Origin of the sequence: Thalassospira sp. MBR-102 (genome assembly GCF_040549275.1) — a bacterium.
In the GTDB taxonomy this organism is placed as follows: Bacteria; Pseudomonadota; Alphaproteobacteria; order Rhodospirillales; family Thalassospiraceae; genus Thalassospira; species Thalassospira xiamenensis.
This window is the reverse complement of record NZ_JBEPTC010000001.1, coordinates 596,914-613,289: the sequence shown is the minus strand read 5'-3', so window position 1 is coordinate 613,289 and position 16,376 is coordinate 596,914. Positions and strand designations below refer to the sequence as shown.

Sequence of the window (16,376 nt, the reverse complement as noted above, 5' to 3'; positions counted from 1 at the left end):
ATGATTTCCCACGCCTTAAACGTCCGGCAACTTTGCGCCAAGCTCCTGAAACCGACCCGTTAACGCGATGAGGCCCGTCATGGCTGACGAAAACGAAAATCCCCCAAAGGACACCCCGCCCGCTGGTGGAAATCCCGCCGATGAACAGGGTGCCGCCGATCCCGAAAAAGCCGGAGACAAAACCTCCCCTCCGGCCGATGCCCAGGGTGGTGCTGGTGGCGGCAAAGCTGCCGGCGGCGACACCCCGCCCGCGAATGGTGGCGCTGCTGGCGGAGGAGGAGGAGGCGCAAACAACACACCGCTCAGCACCGCCCTTAACCCGCAAATCGTTCAGGCCGTCGGCACCACCAATCACGCTGTACTGAACGGGGCCGGTCCCGGTGCCAACGGGATCGCCTATCAAAAGGTCGCGCAGGCCGCCGCCTACGCCGTACAGGACAGCACCGATTACATGCGAAACATCATGTCGATGGCGTCTGCCACAACCGGTGTCGCGCTGCAAAAGATGCTGGTGGAAAAAACAACCGATCCCTATGCCGATATCATCAAGGCGGCAACACAGGCCGTCACCGATGCCCAGCAAACATTTACCAATGTCGGCACGGCATCAAGCGGTGTGGTCAAGGATTTCGACAGTATGGCCTGATGATCGCCAGGCGGGATCACCCCGCCTGCATTAACTGGATACGCTCGCACGCTTCGGTAAAGTCCGGCGCAAACAGTTTCAGGCTCAGACCCGTGCCATGAAGCTCGAAGGCACCCATTTCTTCCGTCGGACAGGAAATGAACTTCGCCACCTGATGACTGACCAGAACCCGTTTGCCAAGCTGCTTGGTCAACTGTTCGATCCGGGCGGCTTCGTTGGCCGCCTGCCCGATCACGGTAAAATCGACCCGGTCAGGCACGCCGACATTGCCGTAAATCACATCACCAACATGCATGCCAAGCCCGTAATCAAAGGCCGGCAATCCGGTTTCTTCGCGCTGGCGGTTAAGCTGATCGATATTAAGCTGCGCCTCGGCTGCTGCGTAAACCGCGGCTGTACAGGCCTGTTCCAGATCCTGCTCATCCTCGCGGATCGGGAAAATCGCCAATGTCGCATCCCCGATATAGCGCAAGACCTGCCCACCATGCTTCAGGACCGCACCGGCCGTCGCGGCAAAGAAATCATTCATTTCACCCAGAAAAGCATCGTCCCCGACACTGGCGGCAACCGATGTCGAATTGCGCATATCGGAAAACCAGATCACTGCCCGCGTCTTGGTACTGTCGCCAAGCTTGATCTGCCCGTCGCGCACCCGATGCCCGGCATCCGAACCCAGATAGGTTTCAAGGATCGTCTTGGTTTCTTCGTGCATGATGCGCATTTTGCACGACACGGCAAAACGGCGCTGGATCGATGACAGGATTGCCAGATCCTCGTCGGTAAAACCGCTGGGCCGACGCGTCATATAGGTCATGAAGATACGGTTCGTACCCAGCGTGCTGTCGCGGTCCGTGGTAAAGGGCGTCATCAGGGCCAGATAATCCGTGCCGCCGGATTTGCGGAAAGTCTGCAAAACATTGAAATCAAGGATCGCCCCCGGCCCGATCAGATGGCGACGCATGAAGGTGACATCGTTATCGGACATCCACTTCATCGGGCTATCAAGCCAGTCGGGGTTCTTTTCGCGCACATCAAGATGAAGCGACCGTTCAACCCGGCCCTCATCCTTGGACCAGATATAGGAAACGCCTTCATAAAGCGGATGCAAGGTCTTGAAACCAACCATGACGCGTTCGATCGGAATGCCCGCGGCAACAAGCCGCGACACCATGCCTTCGACAATCGCATCAATATCGGTATCGTCGAGTGCGCGCTCCATCAGCCAGTCATTGACCGCCCGCACAAAGCCACCGCCAGACAGGGCACTGTTCGTACCCGGCAGCGACGTGACATTGTTGTTGGACTTCGTGTTTTCCGGCATGACGGGCTCCGTCCAATTCTTAAGCGACTATGACATGAATATGACATCGCATAAATGGGACAGGCTTGTGATTTCGCAATCGCAAAATCGCAAAAACTGCACTGACCGATATTATTCCTGACAAATTTCGGTCAATCCAGCGAAACCTTTTGCCCAAGACCCCGGGATCACTGCGCAATCGGCGGAAGGTAAATCCGCGCCAGAAGCCCGCCAGACGGCGCATCTTCCAGATAAATCTCGCCGCCATGCGCCCGGATCGCGGTGCGGGCAATCGCCAGACCAAGGCCAATTCCACCCGTTTCACGATTGCGCGAGGATTCAAGCCGGAAGAACGGCTCGAACACCTGATCGCGCTGATCGGGTGGAATTCCCGGCCCGTCATCACTGACTTCGATCCACATGCCGCCATCATCGGCGGGCTTCAACGATACGTCGACATGATCGCCGAATGTCAGGGCATTTGACATCAGATTGCCCATCGCCCGCTTGATCGAAAGCGGACGGCACGGATAAACCCGTGGTGCGCCATCACCCACGAACCGGATCGGTCGCCCGGTTTCGGCAAGGTCTTCGACCGCGGCCTCGATCAGGGCGGCAATATCGATCTTGCGGGTCGCCTCGTTCGCGGTTTCTTCGCGCGCAAAGGTCATGGCCGCTTCGACCATCTGCTCCATTTCATTCAATGTCTCGATGATCCGAGACCGGTTTTCCGCATCCTCGACAAATTCCGCCCGCAGCCGAAGAGACGTGATCGGAGTGCGCAAATCGTGCGAAATCGCGGCCAGCATCCGGGTTCGATCCTCGACAAAACGTTTCAGCCTTGCGGTCATGCGGTTGAACGCCTTGGCCGCCCGTCGGATTTCAAGCGGGCCATCTTCGGGCACCGGTTCGGGATAATCACCACGCCCCACCCGGTCGGCGGCCTGTGCCAGAACCGCCCAGGACCGTGTCATGCGACGCGCCAGGAAAAACGCGATGATCCCGATCAGGACCGCCGAAATAACAATACGCAGGATATTTTGCAAAACCGCACGCGGCGGCGGTGCAACACCATTGATCCGCGCTTCCAGCCAGACAACAGGCTGCACACTTTCAGCCCCCGCCGATCCGGCAGCGTTTACCGTCGCCCCCACCGGGAAGATCGGCACACTGATCTGCATTAATGGTGCGGCAACACAGTCAAGGTGATCAAAGAAACGCGGCCCGTGATGTCCGTCGCGAACAAAGTCATCCTTGCGCCATTTCTTGTCGCGATCATCATCATCGTCATCGTCACCATGCTTTTCGTGTTTCTTTTTCTCGCGCTCCTCAACCGCCTCACAATCATCCTCCGACAGGATATGCACTCGCGCGGGCACCGCGGGACCGTCAAGCGCCTGATTAAGCCGCTCGCTCAGCGTGTAACTGATATCAGACATCGGCAGGCTGCTATCGGGCTTGTCCGCCAGACGCATGATGCTTTGCGGCGACTGGCCGACCTTCAGGACATCACGCCAGTTTTCCGATGGGGTTGCCGCCAGAATGCGCGAAATCGCAGCAACGCGTGCCAATGCACCGCCACGCCGCTCGCTTAACAACGCATCGCGCCGTTCTTCGGCCAAAAGCAATCCCAACACCACATGGGTCAGAACCACGGCACCAAGGATCAGCAACACCAGCTGCCCGACAAGGGTTTCTGGCCATAAACGGGAAATGAAACCGCGCAGTTTCATTTTTTCACCACGTCGCAGGTAAACATATATCCCCCGCCCCAAACGGTTTTGATCAGGGTCGGGTTCTTCGGGTCGGGCTCGATCTTTTTGCGCAGGCGGCTGACCTGATTATCAATACTGCGGTCAAACGGAATGGCTTCGCGCCCCTTGGTCAGGTCAAGCAACTGGTCGCGGTTCAGCACCATATTGTGGTGATCGACAAAGGCGCATAACAGGGCAAATTCACCAGCACTCAGCGGCACGACAACATCGTTTTCGTCACGCAATTCATGACGCGTGCGATCCAGTATCCAGCGATCAAAGGCAATTTCACCCCCGGTCTTCTGGCCGCGCCGCCCGCTTGGCAAACTTTGCGCCCGACGAAGCACCGCCTTGATACGGGCCAGCAACTCACGCGGATTGAAAGGCTTTGCCAGATAATCATCTGCCCCCATTTCAAGGCCGATGATCCGGTCGGTTTCCTCGCCAAGCGCGGTCAGCATCACAACCGGCACATCATAATTCTCGCGCAGCCACCGGCAAAGACTCAACCCGTCTTCGCCAGGCATCATCAGATCGAGCACGATCAGATCGGGCGGAACATTCTCCCCCATCAGCTTGCGCAATTCGCGCCCGTCGGACGCCAGCGTCACGCGGTATTCATGCTGGCGCAGATAGCGCCCCAGCAGATCACGAATATCGCGGTGGTCATCAACAACGAGAATATGGGCCGGATCACTCATCAAGCTGTGCCTGTCTTTCCAAAGATTATCTGATCCCAGCTTATCGCGCCCGGTGCCCCATCAAAAACAGCAATTTGTATCAGATTGTCGCAAAAGCCGGTTTTGGTAAACATTGCGACCATTTCCCCGGTTTACCGGGATCATTTCGCGACAAATCAGCTTCATAAAGGCCTCAGCCAAACAAAACGTCCCCCAACGAAAAGAGGCCCACATGACCCGTAACAGCAAACTTAAAATCGCATCCCTCCTGATCGCGACCAGCATTGTCGCAACCCCCATCGCCACCGCGCTTGCATCGGGCGGCGATCATCGACCCTGGCAGATGAGCGATGATGACCGTGGCGATGGCCCGAAATTCCGCGATCATGACCGCGACCACCACAAAGGCATGTATGGCAAACATGGCATGCGCCGCAGCACTCCGCTGACGGTCGAGGAAGCCAAAATTCTAGTCGATGCAATGCTTCTGCGTCGCGGCACGACGGAGCTTAAAACCGGCGATGTCAAATCGGTCGATGACGGCGAGGAAATCGAAGTCACCCTGCTGAATGCCAACGGCGATGTTGTCGATACCGTGAGTTTCGATGCCAAATCGGGCCGCCCGGATCGCGACGAAATGCGTGACATGCACCGCATGATGCCCAAACCGGACGCGGAGGACCGCTTTGACCGTCGCTTTACCACCGAACAGATGACCCTTCTGGCAAATGCCATGGTGATCCGGTTTGGTGGCGGTGAACTGACGCTGGGCGAAATCAAGGAAACGCCGCACGGCACCTATATCGCGACCATCACCAACAAGGCCGGCGACATCGTTCGCGAAATGGAGCTTAGCCGCGTGACCGGTCGCCCGGTCAGCTAACCGGCTTTTTCAGAACACGGACTTCCCTTCTACCCAACTCCCACTGTCCGGGTCCTTCCCCCACCCAACCGATAGCCCGGACAACACTGGCGCCCCCCTCTCCCCGGGGGCGCCACTTTTTATATTTGCATGACTTTTGGTTTGACGCGCCTTCGATCCCTGATCATTCTGCGTTTTTAGGAACCAAGAAGCTGCATCATGACTGCCACCCACCTTTCCCACGCCCCTCGTACCGCCCTTGAAACCGACATTCCCGCAATCACCAAACTCTGGCAGGAAACCGGGCTTTACCGGCCCTATAATCCGCCGGAATGGGATGTGCGTTTTGCGCTCTCGGATCGCAATTCGACGCTGATGGTATGGGAAGATATCAACGGTGTTATCATTGCCACCGTGATGGTCGGCCATGACGGGCATCGCGGCTGGATTTATTATCTGTCGGTTGCACCAAGCCATCAGAAAACCGGGCTTGGCAAAAAGCTGGTTGCCATCGGCGAAGACTGGCTGCGTGAACACGGCGTCTGGCGCATGCAACTAATGGTACGGTCGGAAAACAGCGCGATGCAGGATTTCTACCGCCATCTTGGCTATCGGGCCCTTGATGTCACGGTCATGCAAAAAGATATAGATATCCCGCCCGCTGACCGCGGGCGATAACGCCCCGAACCGACAAGCTAAATCATCAGACTATTCAAGTTTTCGGTTCCGGGATGGGCCGCTGTTCGGTGGGATTGCTATTCCTGTCATCTTGTGTAATCGCCAGCGAGGCACGGGCGATACGGCGTGCGCGCTCGTAAATCCGGTTGATGCGTTCGACTAGGGCGACTTCGGTGCGATAACGGCGGATATCGATGTCCCGCGGGCCGATATCGTCGCTGATCCGGCGCAGGGTAAGTTCCATTTTCTCAATGAATTCCGCCTTGCGGGCCAAAACGCCCTTGGCGGCTTCGGCATCATCGCTGGCAAAGGCGGTCAGGGACTGTTTCAGGCAATGCTCGGCAATGGCGAATAATTCGGCCATCTGTTCGCGGCTTTCGATTGACGGCAGGCTGCGTTCATCCAGAAGCCTGCCAAGTAGATCGGTCAATTCCTCGCTGACGATATCGCCGATGGCCTCCAAGTGGTTACTGATCGCGAGCTTGTTCAAAAGCCGGTTTTGATCGGATGGCAATAGCTCCGAATGGCGAAGTTTTCCGGAAAAACGCGCAATCGCATCCTGAAGGCTGTCAATACCGTCATCCAGTTCGGCGATTTTTTCAAGTTTTGCCGGTGTCGGGTTTTGCATCGCGGCGCGCCCGCGACGCACAACATCGCAGACGATATCGCCCATATGCATGACTTCGTTGCGCAGCAGCATCAGGGCGGCAGACGGGGTATTGGCGATTTCAGTGACCAGAAATTTTGGTGCCGGGTCAAGCGGCGGTTCGAACACATCACGCACCGGCACACATTTTTCGATCAGACGCGCAATCCACGGCACGAAACCGATCATGATCGCGACATTGGCAATGTTGAAAATGCTGTGCGCATTGGCGATTTCACGCGCGATGTCGACCTGACCACCCTCCTCGCCCAGCGACACGGCATGGACGAAACCGGCCAGTTGCGGGATAAACGGCAGCCAGATCAGCACCCCGACAACGTTAAAGAACACATGACCAAGGGCAGTGCGCATTGCATCGCGATTCTTGCCAATCGTCACCAGAAGGGCCGTGATACAGGTGCCGATATTCGCCCCGAAGATCAGGGCAATCCCCCCTTCGAGCGGCACAAGCCCCTGCCCGGCAAGGGCAATCACAATGCCGGTCGTTGCCGAACTTGATTGCACAAGGGCGGTAAAGGCCGCGGCAATCGCAATCGACAAAAACGGGTTTGTCATCTGCGCCATCAGATTGATGAAGGGGTCGTAGGTGCGAAGCGGTTCCATCGCCTCGCTCATCATGCCCATACCGAAAAACAACAGCCCAAGCCCCAGCAGGGCACGACCGCCAAGTGACCAGCTTCGATCACGCCAAAACGTCATGACACTAAAGCCGACCGCAATCATCAACGGCGCGACGGCATCAATCCGGAAGGCGATAATCTGCGCCGTCAGGGTCGTTCCGATATTGGCCCCCATGATCACAGCAATGGATTGGGCAAAGCTCATCAATCCGGCTGAAACAAAGCCGACCACAAGAACCGTTGTCACACTCGACGATTGCACCAGCCCGGTGATCGCCACCCCAGAAAGGGCGGCCATAAAACGGTTGCGGGTCATTTTGGCAAGGATCACACGCAACCTTGCCCCGGCCAGCGTTTTAAGCGCCGTTGCAAGATGATCCATGCCATACAGGAAAAGGGCAAGGCCGCCCAAAAGGCCAATCGCCATCCAGCCCAACTGCAAATCCGGCACCGAAGGATCATTGGTTGCCGCAAGGATGCCGCGCATCGGAAGGACGGTCAAAACAGCCGTCAGGGCAGATAAAAAGGCGGATAAGCGAAGGGATGACATCGGCATGGAACCTGCCATAAACTATTGATATGCCATCATAGCACACAGAAATCCCGCGTATAGATCAGACTGGATCGCCGCCATAATGCCCGCCCCGAACCCGCACGGAAAAATGCGCAATATCGGCCCGACATCGTCGCACGAACTGGCCGAGATTGGCATTAAAAGCCGATCCGACCTGATCAAGGCCGGGATTGAGGAAACGGCAAGACGGCTATTGTTCCGGTTTGGCGGGGAAAAACAGATCAGCGTGAATTATCTTTATGCACTTGAAGGTGCCATTCACGACCATGACTGGCGCGATATTACCCCATCGCGCAAACAGGAACTCTGCGATTTGCTGGCAAAGTTACGCAGCGAAATCGCGGCGCATTAAGGCCAGCCGATTACTGGGCCGCAATCTGGTCCGATGACACGGATGCCAGACGTTTGCGAAGTCCCGCAATCTGATCTTCTGACAGGCGCAAACCAAGTTTGGAGCGACGCCAGACAAGGTCTTCGACGCCACGCACCCATTCCTGATCAATCAGATAACGCACTTCGGCTTCATACAGGTCATAACCATAACAAACACCAAGGTCGGCCATACTGTTGCTGCCATCAAGCAGTTTTTCGATCCTGCTGCCATAGGCACGCAGAAGACGTTTCAGGGTTGCTTCCGGTAGCCAGTCATAACGGGCACCATAGGATTGCAGGGCCTTTTCAAAGGATGCATCGGGCAGGTCACCACCGGGCAGTACTTCGCCCGCCGTCCAGGGACGATCCGCCACGCCAAGCTGTTTTGAAATCAGTTGCAAGGCATGCTCGGCCAGTTTGCGATAGGTGGTGATTTTGCCACCAAACACATGCAGCGCCGGGGCTTTGCCCTGCCCGGCTTCGAGTTTGAGCGTGTAATCACGCGAGACTTTGGATGCGTTGGCAACTTCGCCCTCGCCCGCATATAGCGGACGCACCCCGGAATAGGACCAGACGACATCCATCACCGAAATCGGTGTTTCGAAATAATCACCAGCCAGCTTGCACAGATAATCGACTTCGTCAGCGCCGATTTCAACCTTGGCCGGATCGCCGTTAAAATCGACATCGGTGGTGCCGATCAAGGTGAAATCATCCTGATAGGGAATGGCAAAAACGATGCGGCCATCCGGGTTCTGGAAAATATAGCAATGATCATGATCGAAAAGTTTCGGAACCACGATATGGCTACCCTTGACCAGACGGATATTTGCCTTGGTTTCGGCATCGACCACACCATTCTCAGGATCAATCAGCGAGGCACACCAAGGACCGGCGGCATTGATCAGCATCTTGCCACTAACGATGCGTTCGGCGTTGCTGTCGCGATCACTCAGGGTGACCTGCCATTTGCCATCCTGTTGGGTTGCACCGACACAGCGGGTACGCGTCAGGATTTCGGCACCGCATTCGCGGGCATCCATGGCATTCAGAACCACAAGCCGTGCATCATCGACCCAGCAATCTGAATAGACGAATGCCTTGTCCATCCCGGTCTTGAGCGGCTGCCCTGCAACGTGCTTGCGCAGTGAAATGCCTTCGCTGCCCGGCAGTTTTTTGCGTCCGCCAAGATGATCGTAAAGGAACAGGCCAAGGCGAATCATCCATGCCGGACGCAGGCCGGGAACATGGGGCAGAACAAACCGCAGCGGCCAGATGATATGCGGCGCGTTGCCCAGAAGGACTTCGCGTTCGTTCAATGCCTCACGGACCAGACGGAATTCATAATGTTCAAGATAACGCAGACCGCCATGGATCAGTTTCGTACTGGCCGAAGATGTGGCACTTGCCAGATCGTTCATTTCGCACAACAGGACCCTGAGCCCGCGCCCGGCTGCATCACGGGCGATCCCCGCCCCGTTGATCCCGCCGCCGACGATGATCAGGTCATATTCCGAATGGTTCTGCATGGCATGTCTTCCGCGCTTTAATTTCGATATTGACCATAAAATATTTCATATTCGAAAATTTTCAAGCGATGAATTGTGACAATTTGTAGTTACCCAGCATCTCATGACATACCCGGGCCCCCTCTAAGACCGGGAAAGTTTGCACAAAAATTTCGATTTTGAAAAATATGAACAGATTTATTTGTTGCACAAACGAAAACACCCCGCCAGAAGGCGGGGTGTTTCAGAGGCCAGAATATGAAGACGGAATCAGGAAAGCCAGCGACGCTGCCAGTCAGACAGCATGGCAATCGCCCAAAGCTGATTGGCCCAGTTCTTACGGCCTGAAAGATGCTCGGCAAAGCGTTTGTCAATCTCGGCCCGGTTCAGGCCCAGGTCGGAATAAAGCGCATCGCGTGCCAGCAAATCCCCAACCCATTCCTTAAGTGGCCCACGCAACCATTCCGCCAGCGGCACACCAAAACCGGTTTTGGGCCGGTCGATCAATTCGCGCGGGACATATTTGTAAAGGATACGCCGCAGGGCAACCTTGCCCACCGAACCGTCCAGCTTAAGGTGCGCTGGCATACGCCAGCCAAATTCGATCACCCGATGATCGATCAAAGGCACGCGCACCTCAAGCGAGCTTGCCATTGATGCCCGGTCAACCTTGGTCAGGACGTCATCGACCATATACATCATCGTATCCATGACCTGCATCGCGGACACATGATCAAGGTTTCGGTTACGGCAGAACTTTTCGCCCGGAATGCGGAATTTCTTGCGGGGCCTCCCCGGTTCATCCGCCATCAGGACATCGGGGTTCCAAAGCGAAAGCAACGCCTGATAGCGATCCAGATCGTCACGGATCGACAGAAGCGGTGCCACCTTGTGGATTTTGTCGCCCAATGCCGCCGTCCCGCGCTTGCCGGGTACAAGACCGATCAGGGCATCCCATTGCCCAGGCGACAGGGCCATCAGCCCCTTGGATACCAGCGACGATCCGAACGGGATGTTTTTGGCGATATTGCTGATCTGGCGCGCCCAAAGATACCGATTATAGCCGCCAAAAGTTTCATCGCCGCCATCGCCCGAAAGGGCAACCGTGACTTCCTTGCGGGTCAGGGCCGAAATCAGGCAGGTCGGGATGGATGAGCTGTCAAAGAACGGTTCGTCATAGATTTCCGAAAGACGCGGCACCAGATCAAGCGCGTCCTTGGCGGTGACGTAAAGCTCGGTATGGTCGGTGCCAAGATGTTTGGCAACTTCACCGGCAAAGGCCGCCTCGTTATAGGCATCATGATCAAAGCCGATGGAATAGGTTTTCACCGGCCGATCCGAAACCGATTGCATCAGGGCAACGACAGTCGAGGAATCAATACCACCCGACAGAAACGCGCCGAGTGGCACATCGGCAATCATCCGCCGTTCGACGGCATCGCGCAGCAAATCTTCCAGTGCGTCAATCGCACTTTGGTCATCGCCACTCCAATGATGGTTCTGACCGCTGATGACCGCGTCCTCGACCGACCAGTAGGCAAATTCGGATGCGTGCCCCTCCCCGGCGATTTCAAGGATGTGACCAGGTTGCAGCATTTTGGCGTGGGCATAGATCGAATGCCCCGATGGCACATAGCCAAACCGCAAATAGGCATCAAGGGCGGTACGATTGACCTCGCGCGAGATGACATTGCCCGCGATCAGGCCTTTAAGCTCAGACGCAAAGGCGATGTTCCCGTCATAACGCGACCAGTAAAGGGGCTTGATCCCCAACCGGTCACGAACCAGTGTCAATTTGCCGGTCTTTTTATCCCAAAGGGCGATGGCGAACATGCCGATCAGGCGTTTGACCGTATCGCGCACGCCCCAGCGGGCCATGCATTCAAGGATCACCTCGCTATCGGAATGGCCGCGCCAGACAATGTTTTCACCGGCCAGTTTGGCACGCAGGTCTTCGGCGTTATAGACTTCGCCATTATAGACCATGACATAACGGCCATCGGCCGAATGCATCGGTTGTTTACCGGCATCGGAAAGATCGATGATGGCAAGGCGACGCTGCCCCAGCGCCAGTCCGGCATCGCTATCGCACCAGACATCGCCGCCATCCGGCCCGCGATGAAGCAATGCAGCGGTCATGCGCGTGATGGTGTCGCGCAATTTATCGCCGTCGCTATTGCGACCTAGCCACAGACCGGTGATGCCGCACATGAAAATATCCCTTTATTATTTGCCCCTACTTAAAAACGATCCGGACGCGTTCGACAATGAAAATCATGGGGTTGCCGACAAGGATTTGCAGTTTGTTTCGGGGATTTTGGTCGCGTACGACGACAAGCGGTGATAAACAGGCAGCATTGCCCATCAAGCTGGAATGACCATGCTGAAACTGGATCGACTGTTCATCAAAATCCTGCAGGTTTTGCAAACCAATGGCCGGATTTCGAACCTTGATCTTTCAGAAGAGGTCAATCTGTCGCCGTCACCCTGTCTGGAACGGGTGCGCAAGCTTGAGGAAGCCGGGCTGATCACGCAGTATCTGGCGGAAATCGACCTTGATAAAATCGGTGCCAACCTGCACATCATGGCCGAAATCACGCTGGGCAATCATCTGGTCGATGACTTCAAACGGTTCGAAGCCGCAATCACCGACGTCCCCGAAGTCATTTCCTGCTATAAAATCGCCGGACCGTTCGATTACACGATGGATATGATCTGCCGCGATATCGCGCATTTCAACCAGCTTAAAGAAAAGCTTCTGGCCGCCAATATCGGGATCGAGAATTTCCGTGGCCATGTGGTGATGGAACGCACCAAAACCTTCTCGGGCTATCCGCTCGAAAGCCTCACCGCGCCCTCGCCGCTTGACGGTGTGCTCAAGGGCTAGGCTTCACGCCTTATATCGAACCGGTCCATCTTGCGATAAAGCGTATTGCGGCTGATGCCAAGCGCCTTTGCGGTTTTGCTGATATGCCAGCGGTGATCATCAAGCACCTGACGCAATGCATCGGATTCGGCCCGTTTCAGGATCGATCCGGCATGATTTGGATCGCGCGTAATGGCTTCGTGGAAATCGTCAGGCAGGTGCGACCGCAGGATCAAACCACCTTCGGCAAAGACGCAGGCATATTGCAATACATTGACCAGTTCGCGGATGTTGCCCGGCCAGTCATGGCGTGACAGCAGCTCCAGAACGTCGTCAGAACACCGAACATCCCCCGCCATATCGCCGGAAATACCGCGAAGAAGCCGGGCGATGAGATCGGGCAGATCGGACCGTTCGCGAAGCGCCGGCAGCGAAAGCCGCGCGCCCTTGATCCGGTAAAGCAGATCTTCGCGGAATTTGCCATCCGCCACGGCACGGGTCAGATCAACATTGCTGGCACAGATCAGACGGAAATTGACCGGCACGGATTTGGTACTGCCAAGCGGCTCGACCGTGCGTTGTTCAAGCATACGCAAAAGCCGCCCCTGTGCTGAAAGCGGCATATCACCGATTTCATCCAGGAACAAAGTCCCGCCATCGGCCTGTTTGATCCGCCCGCCAAAGCCATCGCGTGCCGCCCCGGTAAAGGCACCACCGGCATGACCGAAAAGCTCGCTTTCAATCAGGCTTTCGGGAAGGGCCGCGCAATTGATCGCGACAAACGGTTTGCGTTCACCAACGGACGACGCATGAATGGCGCGCGCCATATGTTCCTTGCCGCTGCCGGTTTCGCCCGACATCAGAACATTGATACGATTGCTCAGAAGCTTGCTACCGACCTTGTAAAGACGACGGATTACCGGGTCCTGATCGGGGATGTCACCGGTTCCATTCGCCGCCGAACGCGCGGACGGACGCGACAATGGTGCGGGCCGCATCGAGATAAACTTGCGCCGCTGCTTTTCAGGCAAAGTCACCCGCCCGAACAAAAGCCCCCCGCCATTGACCGCCAGGGCCTTGGCCGATGCAGAAGTTGATGCCCCTTCGCCCACGCCAAGGGTCGTGATCAGGCCATCAAGATCAAAACCGAACATCGATTGCACATCGCACGCATTATCCGCCGCCGCCAGCAAACGGCGCGCGGTCGAGGTCGCACCACGGATATTACCATCCGGGCCAATCGAAATCAGGGCATCACGGGTCGATCCGACATGCTGGGCATCGGGATGAAGATGCAGGATCAGATCAGACGCGCATTCATCAAAGAAAAGAATACGCTCAAGCGCATCGGCATAATCGGCAATCAGGCTTCGGACGCGCAAACAATCCGTACGTTTGATGTCATCGCGCACGGCAGACACATCAAGGACAGAGCAAACCTGCCCTTCGGGGTCAAACACCGGTGCCGCCGTGCAGGTCAGCACCGCATGTTGCGCCAGAAAATGTTCGTCCTTGTGGATGGTGATCGGACGACCTTCAACGATGCAGGTGCCGATACCATTGGTGCCCTCGCGTTCCTCGCTCCAGACCGCACCGGGCAAAAGACCGTTGGTGCGAAACGACGGCAGCAACGTGTGGGCCGCGACACTGTCAAGGATCACACCGTCATTATCGGTCAGGAAAACCGCATAGCCCGACGCATCGATCTTGCGATAAAGCGTGCGCACCAGATCATGGGCATGATGATAAAGCCGCCCGCTGCGATCACGGCGCTGGCGGGTTTGGCTTTCGGGCATGACTTCGGGACGGCGCAAAGTGTCATGCGCCAAACCAAAGCGCTGTTCGCAACGTTGCCAGCTTTCGAGAACGGCGCGATTTTGGGCGACGCCACTTAACTGCAACGCAGCTTCGATCCGTCCACCGTAATGGTTTCCAGACATAAGACGTTATCTCCCTTGCGTCGGTATTTTGTCGGGAATGCGTTCTGGCATGGCCCGGCTTGCGGCTTTGTCCGCGTCCGATCACAGCCAAGATCGTAACACATCACAGCCCCGAAACGCCAAATGGTTTCCGTGCAAACAGACGGCATAATTGGTTGTGTCACAAATATGGGACAGTTTGTACCATCTGTGCCACGACACGGAACGGCATGACACAATCGCCCCCAATCAGCGCCATCTTCCAACCGATTGTAAAAAGGCAAAAAAATCGGTCACCGGGTCCTCTGGCACAGAATTTTGCGAACTGGCACGTACTTTGCGGAACTGTCAGGGCCAAAACCAAAAACAGGTGGCAAAGCCGCCTTTCGATCATGGAGGATCCAAGATGATTTACAAGAATCCGGGCGACGCGGGCAGCGTCGTTGCATTCAAATCCCGTTATGACAACTATATCGGCGGCGAATGGACCGCGCCCACCAAGGGGCAGTATTTCGAAAATATCTCGCCGGTGAATGGCAAGCCATTCTGCGAAATCGCACGATCCAGTTCGGAAGATATCGAAAAGGCACTTGATGCCGCCCACGGCGCAGCCGAAGCGTGGGGCAAAACATCGGTGACCGAACGGGCCAATATCCTCAATAAAATCGCCGACCGCATGGAACAGAACCTTGAAATGCTGGCGGTTGCCGAAACATGGGATAATGGCAAGGCGGTGCGTGAAACGCTCGCCGCCGACATTCCGCTGGCGATTGATCATTTCCGGTATTTTGCTGGTGCGATCCGCGCCCAGGAAGGATCGCTTGGCGAGATTGACGACAATACCGTCGCCTATCACTTCCACGAACCGCTTGGCGTTGTCGGGCAGATCATTCCGTGGAACTTCCCGATCCTGATGGCAGTCTGGAAACTGGCCCCGGCGCTGGCGGCGGGCAACTGCGTTATCCTGAAACCGGCCGAACAGACCCCGGCATCGATTTGCGTACTTCTGGAACTGGTTGGTGATCTTCTTCCTGCCGGTGTTCTGAACGTCGTGCAGGGCTTCGGGGTCGAAGCTGGCAAGCCATTGGCACAAAGCAACCGGATCGCCAAGGTCGCCTTTACCGGCGAAACCACCACCGGCCGCCTGATCATGCAATATGCCAGCGAAAACATCATTCCGGTCACCCTCGAACTGGGCGGCAAATCGCCCAACATCTTCTTTGATGATGTGATGGCACAGGATGATGATTTCCGTCAGAAAGCCGCCGAAGGCATGACCATGTTCGCGCTCAATCAGGGCGAGGTCTGCACCTGCCCGTCGCGTGCGCTTATTCAGGAAAACATCTATGACAAGTTCATGGATAGCGTCCTGTCACGCGTGGCCAATATCAAGCAGGGCAACCCGCTGGATAGTGAAACCATGATCGGCGCGCAGGCATCGACCGAACAGATGGAAAAAATCCTGTCCTACCTTGATATCGGCAAGCAGGAAGGTGCCGAAGTCCTTTGCGGCGGCGGCAGGGCGGAACTGGGCGGCGATCTTTCGACCGGGTTCTATGTCCAGCCTACCATCTTCAAGGGGCACAACCGGATGCGGATTTTCCAAGAGGAAATCTTTGGCCCGGTGGTTTCAGCAACAACCTTCAAGGACGAGGCAGAGGCGCTTAAAATCGCCAACGATACGCTTTACGGTCTTGGTGCCGGTGTCTGGACCCGCGATGGCACGCGCGCCTATCGGTTTGGCCGCAATATCAAGGCCGGTCGCGTCTGGACCAATTGCTATCACCTCTATCCGGCGCATGCGGCCTTTGGCGGGTACAAGCAATCGGGTATCGGGCGTGAAAACCACAAGATGATGCTCAACCATTATCAGCAGACCAAGAACCTGCTGGTTTCCTATGATCCGAAACCGATGGGCTTCTTCTGATCG

13 protein-coding genes are annotated in these 16,376 nt (G+C 56.2%); 6 read left to right on the top strand and 7 right to left on the bottom strand.

Annotated features, from left to right (window positions below):
- Positions 1 to 79: 79 nt before the first annotated feature.
- Entirely contained in the window at positions 80 to 646 is a 567-nt protein-coding gene (locus ABIE64_RS02970) for a hypothetical protein (RefSeq protein WP_354376610.1), read from the top strand.
- 16 nt (positions 647 to 662) lie between these two features.
- Here ABIE64_RS02970 and ABIE64_RS02965 read toward each other — a convergent pair whose 3' ends face one another.
- The 3 genes from ABIE64_RS02965 to ABIE64_RS02955 all read right to left on the bottom strand — a co-directional run bounded on the left by ABIE64_RS02965 (position 663) and on the right by ABIE64_RS02955 (position 4,401).
- Positions 663 to 1,967, bottom strand: a complete 1,305-nt coding sequence (locus ABIE64_RS02965) for an adenylate/guanylate cyclase domain-containing protein (protein ID WP_007090420.1) — start codon at positions 1,965 to 1,967, stop codon at positions 663 to 665.
- A 167-nt stretch (positions 1,968 to 2,134) separates the two neighbouring features.
- On the bottom strand, positions 2,135 to 3,679 hold the full coding sequence (locus ABIE64_RS02960) for an ATP-binding protein (RefSeq protein ID WP_354376609.1): 1,545 nt from the start codon (positions 3,677 to 3,679) through the stop codon (positions 2,135 to 2,137).
- Positions 3,676 to 4,401 carry a response regulator gene (locus tag ABIE64_RS02955; RefSeq protein ID WP_354376608.1) on the bottom strand — a complete coding sequence of 242 codons (726 nt, stop codon included), beginning with the start codon at positions 4,399 to 4,401 and terminating at the stop codon, positions 3,676 to 3,678. Before ABIE64_RS02955 ends, ABIE64_RS02960 begins: the two co-directional genes overlap by 4 nt.
- A gap of 211 nt (positions 4,402 to 4,612) precedes the next feature.
- Between ABIE64_RS02955 and ABIE64_RS02950 the strand changes: the two genes are divergently transcribed.
- Both ABIE64_RS02950 and ABIE64_RS02945 read left to right on the top strand, forming a co-directional pair.
- On the top strand, positions 4,613 to 5,263 hold the full coding sequence (locus ABIE64_RS02950; protein WP_354376607.1) for a hypothetical protein: 651 nt from the start codon (positions 4,613 to 4,615) through the stop codon (positions 5,261 to 5,263).
- Positions 5,264 to 5,461: 198 nt separating this feature from the next.
- The gene (locus tag ABIE64_RS02945) at positions 5,462 to 5,920 is read left to right on the top strand and encodes a GNAT family acetyltransferase (protein ID WP_354376606.1); all 459 of its coding nucleotides are present in this window, start codon (positions 5,462 to 5,464) and stop codon (positions 5,918 to 5,920) included.
- Between the two features lie 34 nt (positions 5,921 to 5,954).
- On the opposite strand, the gene ABIE64_RS02940 is transcribed toward ABIE64_RS02945, so the two are convergent.
- On the bottom strand, positions 5,955 to 7,757 hold the full coding sequence (locus ABIE64_RS02940) for a Na/Pi cotransporter family protein (RefSeq protein WP_354376605.1): 1,803 nt from the start codon (positions 7,755 to 7,757) through the stop codon (positions 5,955 to 5,957).
- Between the two features lie 85 nt (positions 7,758 to 7,842).
- Here ABIE64_RS02940 and ABIE64_RS02935 point away from each other — a divergent pair, with 85 nt between their 5' ends.
- Positions 7,843 to 8,133 carry a TfoX/Sxy family DNA transformation protein gene (locus ABIE64_RS02935; protein ID WP_354376604.1) on the top strand — a complete coding sequence of 97 codons (291 nt, stop codon included), beginning with the start codon at positions 7,843 to 7,845 and terminating at the stop codon, positions 8,131 to 8,133.
- Between the two features lie 10 nt (positions 8,134 to 8,143).
- Here ABIE64_RS02935 and glpD read toward each other — a convergent pair whose 3' ends face one another.
- Together glpD and asnB are read right to left on the bottom strand one after the other, a co-directional pair.
- Positions 8,144 to 9,682, bottom strand: coding sequence for a glycerol-3-phosphate dehydrogenase (glpD, locus tag ABIE64_RS02930; RefSeq protein ID WP_354376603.1), 1,539 nt, complete (start codon positions 9,680 to 9,682; stop codon positions 8,144 to 8,146).
- Between the two features lie 249 nt (positions 9,683 to 9,931).
- Positions 9,932 to 11,872: an asparagine synthase (glutamine-hydrolyzing) gene (asnB, locus tag ABIE64_RS02925; protein ID WP_354376602.1), complete on the bottom strand. Its 1,941-nt coding sequence runs from the start codon at positions 11,870 to 11,872 to the stop codon at positions 9,932 to 9,934.
- Positions 11,873 to 12,041: 169 nt separating this feature from the next.
- Here asnB and ABIE64_RS02920 point away from each other — a divergent pair, with 169 nt between their 5' ends.
- Complete coding sequence (locus tag ABIE64_RS02920; protein ID WP_084716621.1) at positions 12,042 to 12,548, top strand: Lrp/AsnC family transcriptional regulator; 507 nt, start codon at positions 12,042 to 12,044, stop codon at positions 12,546 to 12,548.
- Here the strand turns inward: ABIE64_RS02920 and ABIE64_RS02915 are convergent.
- The gene (locus tag ABIE64_RS02915) at positions 12,545 to 14,467 is read right to left on the bottom strand and encodes a sigma-54-dependent Fis family transcriptional regulator (protein WP_354376601.1); all 1,923 of its coding nucleotides are present in this window, start codon (positions 14,465 to 14,467) and stop codon (positions 12,545 to 12,547) included. The two genes, ABIE64_RS02920 and ABIE64_RS02915, sit on opposite strands and share 4 nt — an antisense overlap.
- Positions 14,468 to 14,852: 385 nt before the next feature.
- Between ABIE64_RS02915 and adh the strand changes: the two genes are divergently transcribed.
- Positions 14,853 to 16,373: an aldehyde dehydrogenase gene (gene adh / locus ABIE64_RS02910; RefSeq protein ID WP_007091412.1), complete on the top strand. Its 1,521-nt coding sequence runs from the start codon at positions 14,853 to 14,855 to the stop codon at positions 16,371 to 16,373.
- The last annotated feature ends 3 nt before the right edge of the window (positions 16,374 to 16,376 follow it).